The organism is Mucilaginibacter sp. P5_A4 (assembly GCF_056400605.1).
In genome coordinates, this window is the sequence record NZ_JBFUKX010000024.1 from 38,742 (window position 1) to 55,903 (window position 17,162).

General features: G+C 43.8%; 9 protein-coding genes. 6 read left to right on the forward strand and 3 right to left on the reverse strand.

Annotated elements, in window-relative coordinates:
• Position 1: 1 nt before the first annotated feature.
• The 3 genes from AC1DQW_RS15460 to AC1DQW_RS15470 form a co-directional block, all read right to left on the reverse strand.
• Entirely contained in the window at positions 2–1,717 is a 1,716-nt protein-coding gene (locus AC1DQW_RS15460; protein WP_477454910.1) for an IlvD/Edd family dehydratase, read from the reverse strand.
• 82 nt (positions 1,718–1,799) lie between these two features.
• Positions 1,800–4,628 carry an FAD-binding and (Fe-S)-binding domain-containing protein gene (locus AC1DQW_RS15465; RefSeq protein ID WP_477454911.1) on the reverse strand — a complete coding sequence of 943 codons (2,829 nt, stop codon included), beginning with the start codon at positions 4,626–4,628 and terminating at the stop codon, positions 1,800–1,802.
• Between the two features lie 748 nt (positions 4,629–5,376).
• Positions 5,377–6,399 (reverse strand): hypothetical protein, encoded by a 1,023-nt coding sequence (locus AC1DQW_RS15470; RefSeq protein ID WP_477454912.1) that lies wholly within the window; start codon positions 6,397–6,399, stop codon positions 5,377–5,379.
• Positions 6,400–6,727: 328 nt separating this feature from the next.
• Here AC1DQW_RS15470 and AC1DQW_RS15475 point away from each other — a divergent pair, with 328 nt between their 5' ends.
• The 6 genes from AC1DQW_RS15475 to AC1DQW_RS15500 all read left to right on the forward strand — a co-directional run bounded on the left by AC1DQW_RS15475 (position 6,728) and on the right by AC1DQW_RS15500 (position 17,159).
• On the forward strand, positions 6,728–9,805 hold the full coding sequence (locus AC1DQW_RS15475) for a SusC/RagA family TonB-linked outer membrane protein (protein WP_477454913.1): 3,078 nt from the start codon (positions 6,728–6,730) through the stop codon (positions 9,803–9,805).
• 10 nt (positions 9,806–9,815) lie between these two features.
• Positions 9,816–11,183 carry a RagB/SusD family nutrient uptake outer membrane protein gene (locus tag AC1DQW_RS15480; RefSeq protein WP_477454914.1) on the forward strand — a complete coding sequence of 456 codons (1,368 nt, stop codon included), beginning with the start codon at positions 9,816–9,818 and terminating at the stop codon, positions 11,181–11,183.
• 15 nt (positions 11,184–11,198) lie between these two features.
• On the forward strand, positions 11,199–12,770 hold the full coding sequence (locus tag AC1DQW_RS15485) for a flavin monoamine oxidase family protein (protein ID WP_477454915.1): 1,572 nt from the start codon (positions 11,199–11,201) through the stop codon (positions 12,768–12,770).
• Positions 12,771–12,780: 10 nt separating this feature from the next.
• Positions 12,781–14,079, forward strand: coding sequence for an aspartate aminotransferase family protein (locus AC1DQW_RS15490; RefSeq protein ID WP_477454916.1), 1,299 nt, complete (start codon positions 12,781–12,783; stop codon positions 14,077–14,079).
• 99 nt (positions 14,080–14,178) lie between these two features.
• Positions 14,179–15,609, forward strand: a complete 1,431-nt coding sequence (locus AC1DQW_RS15495) for an NAD-dependent succinate-semialdehyde dehydrogenase (RefSeq protein WP_477454917.1) — start codon at positions 14,179–14,181, stop codon at positions 15,607–15,609.
• Positions 15,610–15,788: 179 nt separating this feature from the next.
• Entirely contained in the window at positions 15,789–17,159 is a 1,371-nt protein-coding gene (locus tag AC1DQW_RS15500) for a Na+/H+ antiporter NhaC family protein (protein ID WP_477454918.1), read from the forward strand.
• Positions 17,160–17,162: the final 3 nt, after the last annotated feature.

Below are 17,162 nucleotides of genomic sequence, written 5' to 3' on the forward strand. Positions count from 1 at the left end.
ATTAATGGGAATCCCTTAATACCTTACCGCCAGATCCGCCGACTAAAAAATCCATGTCGGCCCCTAAATGCGCCTGCTGAACATGATCTATATAAAGCTTTACATACCCCCTGTCCGTAACCGGTGCGGGTGCTAAATACTGTTTCTTTCTTTCAGCAAATTCTGCTGCACTTATATCAACGTTTAATAACCTGTTCGGAACATCAAGTGTTATCATATCGCCGGTTTTGATCATAGCAAAACTGCCGCCGGTATGCGCTTCCGGAGATACATGTAATACAACAGTTCCAAAACCGGTTCCACTCATTCTGCCGTCGGATATGCGCACCATATCCGTAATACCTTTATCCAGTAACTTTTTTGGTATGCCCATGTTGCCAACTTCGGGCATACCGGGATAGCCTTTTGGGCCAACGTTTTTTAATACCAACACACTGTTTTCGTCTACCTCTAATTCATCCGTATCAATACGTGCCTTAAAATCCTCAATATTTTCAAAAACAACCGCTTTACCGGTATGCTGCATTAAATGCGGACTTGCAGCCGACGGCTTAATAACCGCCCCGGCTTCGCATAAGTTACCCGTTAAAATGGCAAGCCCGGTAGCTGTATTAAAAGGAGCATCAACAGTAGTGATAACATCGCTATTGTAACCTGTTGCTTTGCTGTAATTGTCAGCGATGGTTTTTCCGTTTACGGTAATACAATCGCGGTGGAGAATGTTATCCAAAGCTTTTAAAACAACCGGTAAGCCGCCTGCATAAAACAGGTCTTCCATAAAATATTTACCCGAAGGCTGAAGATTTGCTATTAGCGGAATATTTTTGGAGAGGTGATCGAAATCTTTTAACGCTAATGGCACACCAATTCTGCCGGCAATGGCTAACAGGTGGATTACAAAATTTGTTGACCCTCCAATGGCAGCATTTACTTTTATGGCATTTTCAAACGCGTTCCTGGTTAATATATCCGATAGCTTCAGATCCTCTTTTACCATTTCAACTATACGTAAACCCGAGAGCTGGGCCAAAACTTTCCGTCGTGAATCCGCAGCAGGTATAGCGGCATTTCCCGGTAACGACAGCCCCAAAGATTCAACCATACAAGCCATTGATGAAGCTGTACCCATTACCGCGCAATGCCCCTGGCTACGGCACATGGCCGATTCAATGGTTAACAATTCCTCTTCCATTATTTTGCCTGCACGTACGTCATCATGGTATCGCCATACATCGCTGGTACCAATTTGGTTGCCCCTGTGGTTACCGGTTAGCATTGGCCCGCCGGATACAACTATAGTGGGAATATTAACACTGCACGCCCCCATTACCAGCGATGGTGTAGTTTTATCGCAGCCACATAACAACACCACCCCATCTAAAGGATTTGCCCTGATTGATTCTTCCACATCCATACTGGCCAGGTTGCGGTACAGCATTGCGGTAGGTTTCATTAAGGTTTCGCCCAACGACATTACCGGGAATTCAACCGGGAAACCACCCGCCTCTAAAATACCTCGCTTTACCGATTCGGCAAGTTCACGAAAATGAGCATTACATGGGGTTAGTTCGCTCCAGGTATTACAAATCCCTATTACCGGTTTGTTCTCAAATTCATAATCAGGAATGCCCTGGTTTTTCATCCAGGCCCGGTATATAAACCCATCCTTGCCTTTGCGGCCAAACCATGCCCTGCTTCTTAATTCTTTTTGCGCCATGCGTTTAATATTTATTGTTTTACACCTGCAAAACCAATGTATTGGCTTTTAGCTTCGTACATTCTGCCTTTAACTTTTATGGTTAAGTTGTTTCATCAATCAGGTAAAGGATGGATTCATAATTTTCAGAAACAGCTTTTGACATGGCCATTTCGCAGGTTTTGGTTGAGGAATAATATCCCTCGTAGTTACCTTGTTTAACTTCCAGCGCCTCGGCCATGGTAGCAGAATCGGTCAGTTCGGGAAATAAAAAGCCCCGGTCCCCTGCCATTCCACAACATCCGCCGTGTTTTGGAACGGTTACTTCATCTGCAAAATGCTTTGCTAATTCCACAAACTTATTTACAGTTTTCATTTTCTCCAATGAGCAAACGGTGTGCACGGTAATGCTGCCCTTTTTTTGCTTTATGGTAACAACAGGCTTAACATAATCATGGAAAAAATCTATGCTATCCAAAATCTTAAGCGTATCAAATTTAATTTGGTTACCTGCTGTAAGTATGCCCCTTATATTGTGCAAGGTGTAAGCACATGAGCTCACGTCTGTTACTACCGGTAGCTGTCCTTTATTGCTCGACAGCCATAACCTTTGCACAATGTCGTTAGCGGTATATTCATATGCATCCTTAAATCCTTTAGAAGAATATATTTGGCTGCAGCAACTCCCGCTTAAATTTTCCATTACACGCACCTTTACGCCCGATTTTGCGCACACGCTCAAAAAGGTATCCATAATACTCTTTTCTTTCCCCTTGTAAGTACCCAACATTCTTGAAATACAGGCCGGGAAATATACAATAGAATTTCCCGTATACACATTACCAACATTATCCGCTGATTTAAAGGATAAACGAGGCGGATAAGTGAGCTGATCTGTCCATAAGGGCATTGCCGGCACAATTCGCTTCCCTAATTTGGTGAGCTTATGCATCGTTTTGCTGCCGAAAACCTTATTTAGGGCAAAACCGGCTTTTATCCCGGTACGGATCCCCCACTCTGCTGTTTTAAAGTTTTTAGCTACAAACAACGCCACGCTGTTTTGAAAGGCAGAATGATTTTCTCTTCGTAAACGTTTTACCAGGTCGCCGGTATTAATATCAACCGGGCAGGCGGTAGCGCAAAGACCATCTACCGCACAGGTTTCCAAACCATCATATTGATACTGATCAAGCAGGAGCTTGTATTCCTGCTCATTGCCTGCCTTTTGCAGCTTCTTTAGCACCCTCCTGATCACAATACGCCGCCTTGGTGTAGTAGTTAAATTACGGCTCGGGCATTTATGTTCACAATACCCGCATTCAATACATTTATCAACTTCTGCTTCTACAGATGGCAGTTCTTTCAAATCCTTCAGGTGCGCTTCCGCATCGTCATTTATGATCACTCCCGGGTTTAGGAGCCTGTTCGGGTCGATAGCCTGCTTGATTATTTTCATAATATCGTAAGCTTCGCCACCCCATTCTGTTTCAACAAATGGCGCCATATTACGGCCGGTACCATGCTCGGCTTTTAAGCTGCCATTGTATTTATCTACCACTAAAGCCACAACTTCCCGCAAAAACAAATCGTACCTTTTTACCTCTTCGGGCGTATCAAATGATTGTGTAACTACAAAATGAATATTGCCATCCTTTGCATGGCCAAAAATGATAGCATTGTTGTAATTGTATTTTACAAACAGGTCCTGCAGGTCTAAAATAGCATCGCCCAGTTTACTTACGGGGAAAGTAAGGTCTTCTAAAATTACGGTTGTTCCGCTTGCGCGTACTGCGCCTACAGCCGGGAAGAGCCCTTTTCTAACTTTCCATAAAAAATCCTGTTCAGCAGGGTTGCTTGTAAAAACAGGGGCATTGAGTAATGACAACTGCGCTATCGACTGTAAAAATCCGTTTACCTTAAATTCCAGTTCCTCAAAAGTATTTTCCTGGAACTCAATCAACAAAGCGGCGGCAGCTGGCGGTAATTCCTTTACAATTGCAGGCATCCCAACCATATTCTCCACCGATCTTAACGATGCCCTGTCCATCAGTTCCACCATCAAAGCCCCGGCGTCGGTAAGCGGGATAATTGCCTGGCAAGCCGAATAGATATCGGGGAAATAAAGCAGTGCGGTTGATTTGCATGGATAATCGGGAACGGTTTCCAATACCGCTTCAGCAATAAATGCCAGCGTACCTTCGGCCCCAATTAACAAATGCGCCAATATATCCAATGGGTGTGTATGATCAATAAAAGCATTTAACGAATAACCAACCGTATTTTTGGTTTGATATTTATTCCTGATCTTATGATACAAAACCTTATTTGATTCAATACGAGCCTTTAGATCTTTTAATAGCTGATAGAGCTCAATGCATTCATGCTGAAACCGGGGATAGTCGTTTTTATCTTCGGTACTAAAAACTTTCCCATTGGGTAATACAAACCTGATGTATTTGGTGGTGTGATAGGAGTTGAGCTTAACGCCGCAACACATACCACTGGCATTGTTTGATAAAATACCCCCCATCATAGCCGCGCTGATACTCGAAGGATCGGGACCTATCTTTTTTTTGTGTTTTTTTAAGAAAGTATTAACCATTTGCCCGGTAATTCCCGGCTGCACCCGCACCAGGTTTCCAGATTCTTCAATGATTATCTTATCCCAAAACTGGCTCAGGTCTACCAGGATACCATCTGTGATGGACTGACCGGAAAGACTTGTACCACCGGTACGAAAAACCAGCGGGATGTTATACTGATGAGAAAACTTAAATAAGGCAACAATTTCGTCCTCACCAATGGGTTGAACTACAGCCTTTGGCACTAAATAATAAAAGCCGGCATCTGATGCAAATGATACCAGGTCGATATAGCGGGTTTTGATACGGGTAGCAGGCAGTATCCTGTTTAATTCTTCCTCAATCTTCATCACAATAATTAGGCGTGTAATTTATCCAATTATATGCTTTTAAACTCCATAAATGCTGCAGCCCCGTTTATTGTTACTGTCGGTTCGCTTTAAGCATTGAAATTTTTGGTCTATAATTGAATATTCAAATGTATACATCAATGAGTACAGATAAAAACATAGTTTTTGCTGTTATGGTACATTAGTTACATTTTGATTATGGGTCTATGACGGTTTGTATCAGTAAGCCTTTTTAATATAGTCCGCAAAGCGGACGAATCATATTGTAACAACGGGTTTTAACCCGTTGACGATAACCGCTCCTGTTAACAGTTCCGTAGGAACGGCCCATTTATCGTTATATGTGCCGAACCTATGGTTCTCCGTTTTTCATCGCCCGGATTCAACGGGTTGAAACCCGTTGTTACAAGATGTTTCGGGGCTACGCCCCTGAGGAAATTTTACACTTCTAATGAAGCACATATCCAAGCGTCATTGCGAATAATCCTGGAAAAATGGGGATGACGTGTAGGGTTTAGGGGCTCATAACACCCATGTCATTGCGAGCGCAGCGTGGCAATCGCGAACTGTGCAGGTCCGCTCTGTATAGCATGCGATTGCTTCGTACCTCGCAATGACATAGATTATATTAAAAATAACACTGATAATCAACAACTTAAAACCACGTCAATATAAGGTACGAAGCAATCCCAAACCTCCAGAGTTGCTGTGCAAATCCGCTCTGTATAGTTATAAACGAGCCAACCCTTTATACACTTAACCCAGCTACGTCATTAAGGTTACAGCATGTAAACGTGGTAATAATATTATTGGCCGATTGCTTAAGGTAATTAACAATTATGGCTTCCTCGGTATTGGTTTCATACTGTTTATTAAAGGGGATCTCCGCTTCGGGGATATTTTCAAAATCGGGATGGTTATTTTTTTGCTTAACGAGGATATTTTTAAGCGCTACCGCCTGCCTGTTTTTTACACTTACGGTGTTGCTTACGCCAAACAGCACTTCGGGTTTTGTTTCGAGGCCCAGGTTAAAAATATACTGTTCCATTTCTTCAAAATCAAGATTCTGGCAATTGATATACAGGCAGCCATCTCTTATACCAACAACCTTACCACTATACCGGTGCCCTTCTGATACCGATTTTACAACCACCTGCCCGCTTTCGTGCTCCTTTAAAACAAAAGGGGTTTTAATTACATTTTTGCTGCCGTCCGTTTTTTGATAGTACAAAAAATAATTACCCAAAAAATAGCTTTTAATAACCGATATAGACGACTTGCTTAAGCTAAGCCCTGCAACCGGCGCCTTTGCAAGGTTATGTCGGTAAGGACTGGTACTTTTGCCCGTTTCTTTTTGCCAGGCATCCCAATTGTTGAAAGGCACCTGTAAAAAAACCAGCAGCGCATTCACCTTAATATATTTTGCCTCGCCGCCGTTCCAGTAGCTTTGCAGGGTTTTACCGCTTATCCAGTTATAAACGCGGTATTCGCCCATATTGCCAAGGTACTTTATAAAATCATATACGTTTTGGCAACGCAATGTTTCCAGCTGATTGTTGATCTGTTGGCGGCCTATAATCAACCCCATTTCAACCAGGTCGGGATTGGCCTGTACTTCCAGGCTTATTTGTTTATTTATTACCCGGGCAACCAGGTTAAACTGGGTTCGTGTAAACTCTTCCCAGGTATTTTCCTTCCCTTTTATCTTTAATGCAGCTAAAACTTTAGGATGCTCGGCTATTGCTTTTTGTATTTTACGGGATAAATGCATGAAATAGGTGGTTCTTAATAAAATCACTCCGGTTTTAAAGATCAGTTTTCAATATTTTTTCACAAATAATAATCAATATCTGCTACACTAAGTACCAAAATGGATTAATTACTTTATTGCCTTTTGACCAAAACACAGGTAAAATTTATGACTTAAAATTAGACTTAATTCTGACCAAATACAACACACTGTAAATCAATTCAAAAAATTTATTTCAAAAAAATATTTTGACTTATATTTTTCCTCATTTGACTTGATGATATTTATAAAACAAACTAATACAGATAAATTTTAAATAAAATTTTTAATAATCTCCTAAATCCACACTATGAAACAAACTGTACGCTTATTATTTGCTGTTTTAACCATGTGGCTTTGCTTAACAGCCCCTCCTATTGCCTCGGCACAAGACCGTACTGTTAAAGGCACCGTAAAAGATGGCCTGGGACAAACCATTGTGGGTGCATCGGTTTTTATAAAGGGTACCAAACAGGGAACTGTTACCAATGCCGATGGTATGTTTTCTATCCAGGTTAATGGCAGCAATCAACAATTAGTTATATCCTATATAGGTTTTAAAACCTATACCGCTGATGTTGGCAGTAAAACCTTGCTTAGCATAGTGATGGAAGAAACCAAAAGCCAGCTTAACGATGTAATTGTAGTTGGTTATGGTACGCAAAAAAAATCCAGCCTTACATCGGCCATCAGCTCCATCAGTAATAAGGATTTTAAAGACCAGCCCGTATCAAACCTTGCCCAGAGTATTGAAGGTAAAGTACCCGGAATTTTGGTAACCACGCCATCCGGTACACCGGGGGCCGGGCTATTGGTGAGCGTTCGCGGCGCCAGCAACCCTTTATATGTGGTTGACGGGATCCCCATGATCAGCGAAAGTAACTCCTCCCTTTCCACATCATACACAACCGATGGTACAGTGGTTGGCCAGGGCCAGAACATCAGTTCGATAGCCGATATTAACCCGGATGATATAGAATCCATACAGATTTTAAAAGATGCCTCGGCCGCCGCCATTTATGGAGCCAGGGCCGCCAATGGTGTTGTGCTGATAACCACCAAACATGGTAAAAACGGAAAAACGGAGTTTAGCTTTGATAGCTATACCGGCGTTCAGCATGTTGCGCATACCATTCCATTTTTAGATAGCAAGGGGTTTGTTGCTTTGGAAGAAGATTCCCGCAAACAGGACCTGAAACTTTACCAGGATGACCCTACCCAGTTTCCGGACGGATTTGACCCCGCGGTTTTAACCAATCCGCTGCCGGCTAACTGGAAAACAAAAGTAAATACCAACTGGCTCGACCAGATCCTGAAAACAGCCCCTATCAGCTCTATTCAACTATCAGCCCGCGGCGGCAGCGAAAAAACAAAGTTCTTTATCTCGGGCAATTACTTTGATCAGCAGGGTATTGTGATAGAGAATTACTACAAACGCGCATCCTTCCGTTTCAACCTTGACAATAAAGTGAGCGATAGGGTAACCATTGGTACAAATGCCTCCTTTACCTACGGCAAAAACAGGCGTAGTTTTAATGATGACACTTACACCGGTATTGTAACCAATGCTTTAGGTGCATCGCCCTTAATGCCGGTTTATAATGCCGATGGCAGTTATGCAGATTATACCCAGTATGAAGCCAGCTGGTTGAGTGATAACCCGGTAAAATCAGCAAAAGAGATCCAGGCATTCACCACCAATTACCGCTTTTTGGGTAGTGTTTTTACTGATATTGAAGTGCTTAAAAACCTGAAATTCCGGGCATCGTTCAGTACCGATTATACCAGCCTTAACGACGACCAGTTTTTTGATGCCATTACCTCAGATGCCTCTGCTGTTGGGGGTAAAGCTATAAAAGGCAACTACTCCAATACCACCCTGATTAACGAAAACACCTTAACCTATCAAAATACCTTTGCCGAAAAGCATAGCCTCAACCTGTTAGGTGGCTTTACAGCCCAATCAACCCGTACCGAAAACTCATCTATCAACGCGCAGGGTTTTCCGGAAGGAACCGGGCTTACCAACATCTCCAGCGCTTCGACCGTTACCGGGGCTACCGATCTGCATTCGGGTTGGGGCTTGCTTTCATTCCTGTTCAGAGCCAATTATGCTTATGATGATAAGTACCTGTTATCGGCCAGCGCCCGTTATGACGGCTCATCAAGATTCGACCCCAATAAACGCTGGGGGTTATTCCCCGCGGTTTCTGCCGGCTGGGTAATCAGCAAAGAAAAATTCCTGAGCGACTCCAAATGGCTTACCAACCTTAAACTGAGGTTCAGCTACGGCCTAAGCGGCGACCAGGAGATAGGCGATTTTCAATACCAGAGTTATTATCAGCCATCGCGCTATGATGGTGTATCGGGTTTAAAACCACGCAACATCGGCAACCCCGATCTCACCTGGCAACGCAACAAAATGATTAACGCCGGTTTGGATTTTGAATTATTCGGCGGTAAAATAGGCGGCTCGTTAGAGGCATACAAAGGCAACCGTACCGAACTGTTAAGCGAGGCTCCGCTCCCGGCTACCTCTGGCTTTGCTACGCAAACAATAAACGCCGGTAATATCCAGAATACCGGCATCGAGTTTTCGGTGAACGCTTACCCTGTAAAAACCACCAATTTTACCTGGACAACCGCCTTTAACATAAGCTTTATTAAAAGCAAGATCCTTGCACTATCGTCAGATAACCAATTACTTTCTGCCTACAGCGATTTGTTTCCAACGCACATCTTAAAGGTTGGCGAGGCAGTAGGCTCTTTTTATGGCTATAAATATTTAGGCGTCGATCCGCAAACCGGCAGTCCCAAATTCAGCGATGACCAGCAGGTATTGGGTAAAGCCACACCCGATTATTTTGGCGGCTGGAGCAACAGTTTCAGGTATAATGATTTTGACCTTAATATTTCAACCCAGTTTAGCGTTGGCAACAAGGTATACAACCTTATCCGCTCAACCTACCAAACCCTTGGCTGGAGCGATGGCGGTTATGACGACCAGTACCTTTACCAGGTATACGCCAACAATGCCACCATTGTAAACAAACGCTGGGAAAAACCGGGCGATGTAACCGATATCCCAAGGGCATCTATGGTTTTCCAGAATTACGTGCAAAACTCATCGCAGTTTATTGAAAATGCCTCTTTTTTAAGGATCAGGACGGTAAACCTGGGTTATACCATCAAACCAAAAAACAGCAAAGCATTTTCATCCCTGCGGATCTATGTGGAAGCGCAAAACCTTTACACATTTACCAAATACTATGGTTTTGATCCCGAGGTTAGCTCAAACGGTGGCAGCTCGCCCAGTACAGCCGGGGTTGATTATGCGGCCTATCCGCAGGCCCGCACGGTTTTATTGGGTGTAAACTTTAAATTTTAATTCTACTATTATGCGAAAATATATAACAGTTGTTCTTCTCCTGGTTGCCATCATCCAATCGTCGTGCAAAAAGGTATTGGATGTTACATCGCCAAATGAAGTAGCCGATGGTACCGTATTTAAAAATGTAGCCGGTTTGCATAGTGCACGTATAGGCATGTACAGCACACTGCAAAACAAAAGCTACTACGGAGGCTATTACCCGCTGCTGGCCGAATGCTATTCGGACAATGGCACTACAGGTGGCTATGATGTGATTGACCTTACAGATATTGCCAACAAGGCTGTATCGCCAAGTAATATTTACACATCGGCAATTTATATCCAGGTATATAACTCCATTTATGCAGCCAACAAGATCATCGAAAACGCAGACAAGGTTCCCGGAGCAGATGCTACCGAGCTATCAAACATAAAGGGCGAAGCTTATTTTGTACGCAGCCTGGCCTTGTTTGATCTGCTGCGTATGTTTGGCGAGCACTGGGATAATACATCGGCCTATGGCATCTCAATAGTTACTTCTACAGCCAACCCGGCTACCCCGGTTAAGCGCAGCAGCGTTGCCGATTCATACAAACAAATAATAGCCGACGCGCAGCAGGCCGTTAAATTGCTAAACACGGATAACGGCAGCAAATATGCATCGCAAGCCGCTGCAAACGCGTTATTGGCAAGGGTGTATTTATACCAGGGAAATAAAGCCAGCGCTGCTACGGCCGCTTCGCTGGTAATCAACAACAGCGCCTATGCGTTGTTACCGGCCTCCGATCTGAATAAGATCTATACACAAAAAAACACATCCGAAAGTGTATTTGAACTGGTTTTCGATCAGCAAAACAACAGCGCCTACAACGGGCTTACCTATGTGCGTGATGATGCCTTAAGAACAGATGTGGCATTTTTAGCCGCCGAAGACCTGAACACCTTTTTCACCAGCCGCCCAACCGACGATCGCTCCAGCCTGGTTGATTTTGTAAATGTTGATCAAAGCATCCAACCCGATGGCCGGACCGAAAAATACCGGGGCGAAACTACCAAAGACAATTCGGCTTACATTATCCGCCTGGCCGAGGTTTACCTTATCAGGGCCGAGGCTTTAGGCAGGGTTAACGGCCTGGCCGATCTGAATACGCTTCGCCAGCACCGGGGCATGGCCAAACTAACCGCTGCCAATGTCCCCAGCGATGCAACCTACCTAAACGCTGTTTTAAACGAACGCCGTGCCGAGCTCAACTTTGAAGGCCACCGCCTTTTTGACCTGGCCCGCACCCAAAAAGTAGCCGAAGTTTTAGGTGACGAGGTAAACCCTGTACTACCTATCCCGCAAAGCGAGATCAGTTCAACAGGTGGTGTGGTGGTACAAAACAAAGGATACTAATTCGCTAACCCAAAAATGCATAGTCCGTTTATTCACCTGTTAAGAAAAGCCTTTTTCTCTTCCCTTAGGGAGGATGAAATTAGCCATGAGCAAATGGGCGATAGCCGCCGAAAGTTTTTGCGCGATGCAGGTTTAATGGCTGGCGGCATGGCCTTGCTCCCCACCTTTGCGGATGCCTTCACTTTAGGTGATACCCAACATACCAGCATAGCCATAGTAGGTGCAGGCATGGCAGGGTTAAACGCGGCCTACCAGTTAAAAAAACTTGGTTTAAAAAGCACGGTATATGAAGCATCTGCACGTGCAGGCGGGCGTATGTTTACCATCAAAGATAAATTTGGCAAGGGCATCACTACCGATCTGGGCGGCGAATTTGTTGATACAGACCATACCGAGATAATTCAGCTCGCAAATGAGTTAAATGTTGATTTTTATAATCTAAAACTCGATAAACTTGATCCAAAAACCTTTTATTTTGATGAAAAACACCTCAATGGCGAAGACCTTAAAAGAGCCATTCATCCGTTTGTCCGGCTGATAGAAAAAGATGTAAAATCATTACCCAGGCAAATAAATTTTACCACGGCAACCTCGTTTCAACACTTCGATAACCTTTCTATCTCCGAATACATAAACAGCATTGGCATAACAGGTTGGCTGAACAAATTGTTAAACGTAGTGCTCACAATGGAGTATGGCATGGAAACCTCGGAGCAGTCTGCTATCAACTTCCTCATCATGTTTACCGAACCCATATCTGCCGAAAAAGACTATGAATTGTTTGGTGATGAGCATGAGGTGTTTAAAATAAAAGGCGGCAGTCAGCACTTAACCGATAAAATATACCAACAGGTAAATGACCGCGTTTTATTGGGGTATAAGCTTACTGCCATTAGTCAAACTAAAACAAAAAAATACCAGCTCAGTTTTGATCAGAAAGGCGTAATAAAAAGATTCACAGCTGATTATGTGATCATAGCTATCCCATTCAGCATACTCCGAAAGATAAAATTTGATATACCCATGCCCCCTGAAAAACGAAAAAGCATTGATGAGTTAGGTTATGGCAACAGCGGCAAGTTTATTATGGGCGTAAACACTAAACCCTGGCGCAAAGCGGGCAAAGCCGGTTATACATTTACCGATCTTGAATTTGGCTGCGGATGGGACAGCAGCCAGATGCAGTCAGAAACAGAAGGCAGCTTTACCCTTTTTGGCGGCGGCCATATCATCAATACCCTTTATAATGAAAAAAATGAGGTACTGGCAGCCCGGATAGTCCCACAATTGGATAAAGTTTATCCTGGTGTACTGAAAGACTACAACGGTAAAACCGTTAAGTTTTGCTGGATCCAATATCCATATACAATGGCCGGATACAGTACCTTTAAAAAGGGCCAGTGGAGCACTATTGCCGGTTGGGAAGCAATACCAGTAGGCAATATTTATTTTGCGGGCGAGCATGTAAGTCTTACCTGCCAGGGCTATATGAACGGCGCAGCCCAAACCGGCCGGATGGCTGCAGAAATGGTAACCAAAGCAAGCAAAAGAAGCTTTAAAAATAAGCTGATTATGAAAGAAGTATAAAATTACAACCATGGACAATTCGCAGGAATTATTAGAGAGAAGAAAAAAGTGGGTACCTAACGCCATAGGGATCTTTAACCCATCAACAGCGGTAAGTGCCAGCGGTGCTATTATTATTGATGCCAATGGTAACGAAATGATTGATTTTGCTGGCGGTATTGGTGTAGTAAACGCCGGGCATTGTCCCCCTCCTGTTGTAGCTGCCATTGCAGAGCAGGCGGCTAAAATGATCCATTGCAGCTTTAACGTGGCCACCTATGATCTTTACCTGCAATTAGCCGAGAAACTGGCTACCCTGTTACCGCATGGTGAAAACACTAAGGTAATGCTCACCAATTCGGGTGCGGAGAGTGTGGAGAACGCTATAAAAATTGCACGGCAGGCAACCGGTCGCCCGGCAATAATAAGTTACGAGTGTGGTTTCCATGGGCGTACCATGATGGCCATGACACTTACATCAAAAGTGGGCTATAAACTGGGTTGCGGCCCCTTCGCGCCTGAGGTTTACCGAATTCCCTTCCCAGATCATTACCGTTATGGGAATGGTTTAAGTCTTGATGAATTTTCTGATGTTCACCTGCGCGAGCTGGAAACATTTTTCCATACCAATGTACCAGCCGAGCAGGTTGCAGCCATCATCATTGAACCTGTGCAAGGCGAAGGTGGTTTCAATGTTGCACCCCCAAAATACCTCTGGGGTTTGCGTGAGGTTTGTGATAAGTATGGCATTATGCTGATACTCGACGAAGTGCAAAGCGGTTTTGGTCGTACCGGAAAATGGGCCGCTTATGAGCATTACGGTGTAACGCCCGATATATCCACCTGGGCAAAATCAATGGGTAGTGGTATGCCAATAGGTTGTGTTATTGGCAAGGCGCATATTATGGATAGCTGTAAACCATCAACCATCGGCGGCACCTACCCCGGCAACCCGGTTTGCTGTGCCGCTTCACTGGCTACGTTGAAATATATGGAAGAGATAGATATCAATGCGCTTGGTACAAAAGTAGGCGATATTGTACGCAGCCGCTTTAACGACCTCAAATCAAAGTTCAGCGCAATCGGCGATGTACGCGGCCTGGGCGCTATGATGGCATTTGAGCTGATAAAGGATGATGACCCTTTTAAACCTGATGATGGATTATGCAAAAAGCTAATCGGCTATTGTGCCGATAATGGTTTGATCGTGATCAACGCGGGGGTAAACGGCAATGTGATTAGGGTGTTGAGTCCGCTGGTTATTGATGAGGCTTTATTAAACAGAGGCCTTGATATTATTGAAAATGGATTAGCTGAATTATCGGCTTAAACTAAATTATAAACCAATTGTGAAATTATTATGTCGCTAAAGACTTAGCAGTTTTAAAACTTCACAAGTCTATTTACGGCAAGCTTAAACAGATCAACTATGAAACAACAATTCATCAACGGGGAATGGGTAGCTGCGATTGATAAACAGGAGATGGATTTGATCGATCCCGCTACCGAAAAGGTAATTGACAGGCTAAGTTCAGGCAATACCAATGATTGCCGGGCAGCAATTGATGCAGCACATAAAGCTTTTGCATCATGGAGCAAAACAACACCTTATCAGCGGGCCGAGATCTTAAAAAAAGCCGCTAATTATTTGAGGGAGAACCTGGAGATCATTGCACATGACATGGTAATGGAAAGCGGCAAACCCCTACCCGAAGCTAAGGGAGAATGGGCTGTTGCAGCAAACCTGTTTGAGTGGTATGCCGAAGAAGCCAAGCGCAGCTATGGCCGCGTTATACCAACCAACCGCCCGGATAAACGCAGTTCGGTAATTTACCAGCCAATGGGGGTTATAGGTGTTATTACCGCGTGGAATTTTCCCGCCTATAACCCGGCACGGGCCTGGGCTGCAGCTTTAGCGGCCGGTTGCACTGTTGTGGCCAAACCCTCAGAAGAAACTCCCCTGTCGGCTTTTAACATGGTTGACGCTTTGGTAAAGGCCGGGTTACCAAATGGCGTGCTGAATGTTGTTATAGGCGATGCCGCGGCCATAGGGGATGAAATGCTTAACAATCGCCTGCTAAAAAAAATAAGCTTTACGGGCAGCACCCGCGTGGGTAAAATATTAATGGATGGAGCATCGCGTACGCATACCAAACTCTCGCTTGAGCTTGGGGGCAATGCACCTGTATTGATATTTGATGATGTGGATGTTGATGCTTTAGCTAAGGTAACAGCTATAGCCCGTTTCCGTAATAACGGGCAGGTTTGTACTTCACCACAGCGGTTTTACCTGCATAAAAATATTTATGAGCAGTTCGCTGAAGCTGTTACAGGGTATGTAAGTAAATTAAAAGTGGGTAACGGATTTGAGGAAGGCGTGAATGTTGGCCCCCTGATCACCAAAAAACAACGGGAAAGTGTATTTGGCCTGGTAAATAAAACCAAAACAGAAAACGCGGAGGTCATGACGGGTGGTACTGTGCCCCCCCACTTGCAACAGGGCTATTTTTTACAACCCGCGGTTATTGGCAATTTAAAACAAACATCTGTATTGGCGCAGAATGAGATCTTCGGACCGGTACTGCCATTGTTTGTTTTTGACGACCTGGACGACGCCGTCACCAAAGCCAATGATACCGAGTATGGGCTTGCATCCTACATATTCACCAATAATTTAAAAACATCCATTTACGCCTCTGAGCGATTAGAATTTGGCATAGTGGGGATCAACGAATGGGCGCCTCATGGAACAGAATCACCCTTTGGCGGATGGAAATACAGCGGCCAGGGCCATGAAAGCGGCAGCGAGGGATTGTATGAATACATGGAGAAGAAACTGATAAGTACAGGAGGATTATGATTATTAACAATGGTCGCCTGTGAGGACACAGGCAATGGATAAAATTAAAAATATCATTGCGGGTTGTAAAATCCGGGGGACACTGAAGGAAAGTGACTTTTTAAAAAGTTTTTTTTATCCCCGTTGTCTGTGTCTTCCCAGACAACTAACAAAAAATAAAATTATAACAAACTAAACACATGGGTTACGGGGCACTTGCATTAATTCCGCCACTGGTAGTAATTGTACTGGCTATTGCATTAAGGGCATCATTTGAGGCGTTGCTGCTGGGGTGTATTGTCGGCTTTATCATCATTGGCTTTCATGACCACACCAATTTCTTCACCGGTTTTATTGCCAGTTTTTACAAGGTAATGGAGGATGAAAGTACAGTATGGGTGATACTGGTTTGTGGTTTATACGGCTCCCTCATCGGCCTTATGGTTAAAAGCGGGGGTGCGATGAAGTTTGGTGAGGATGCCCTTAAATATATCAAAACAAAAAAGACCGCCTTATTTGGCACATGGGCATTAGGCCTGTTTATTTTCCTGGATGATTATTTAAGTGCGCTTACGGTAGGTGTCACCATGAAAAAGATAACCGATCATTTTAAAATATCGCGCGAGTACCTGGCTTATATCGTTAACACCACATCGGCCCCGTGGTGTGTTATTGTCCCGCTTTCCACATGGACAGTTTTTATTGGGTCGATATTGGAAAAATGCAAGTTTGCAGCCCAGGGGCAGGGTAATCATGTATACCTGTCTGTTATTCCTTATGTGGCTTATGGCTGGGTATCTGTGCTGCTTATCCCAATGGTAATTATAGGGGCAATACCCATGATTGGCCGGATGAAAAAAGCCGAATTACTTTCAGCCAACCACATTATAGCCCTGTCGGCAGAACCCGAAGAGATCACTATACAGTCATCATGCTTTGAAACCGAAAAAAAGCCGAGTTCTTTGTTTTTTATCCTGCCGCTTGCCGTTACCCTGGTTTGTACTTTTTTAATGAATTACGATGCCCTTAAGGGTATAATGGTTGGTGTTGCGTTCACCTTTGTTTATTACCTCATTATAAAGCTTGGCACCTTTCAGCAATTGAGCGAAACTGTTTTTTCTGGCTTTAATAGCATGATATATGCCCTGGCCCTCGTTATCATGAGCTATGTTTTAAAAGATGTTGGTGATAAAATGGAATTGACAGGTTATGTGATCAATGGCGTAAAACCTTATATCAATAAAGAGCTGTTACCTGTTATTATTTTTGTATCCATATCGCTTATCACTTATTCTACCGGCTCGTCATGGGGAGTTTACGCGGTGGTTATACCTATAGTAATCCCGCTGGCACACACTTTGGGTGCAAACGTATTAATGAGTATCGGAGCCGTAGTAAGCACAGGCGTGTTTGGCTCAAATGCCTGCCTTTATAGTGATGCAACTATATTAACATCACAAAGTACCGATGTAAGCAACCTCAAACATTCCTTTTCACAATTACCATACGCGTTGATCGCATTTATGTTTTCATCGCTTATTTATATCGTAATGGGCTATACCATTGCTTAGTTT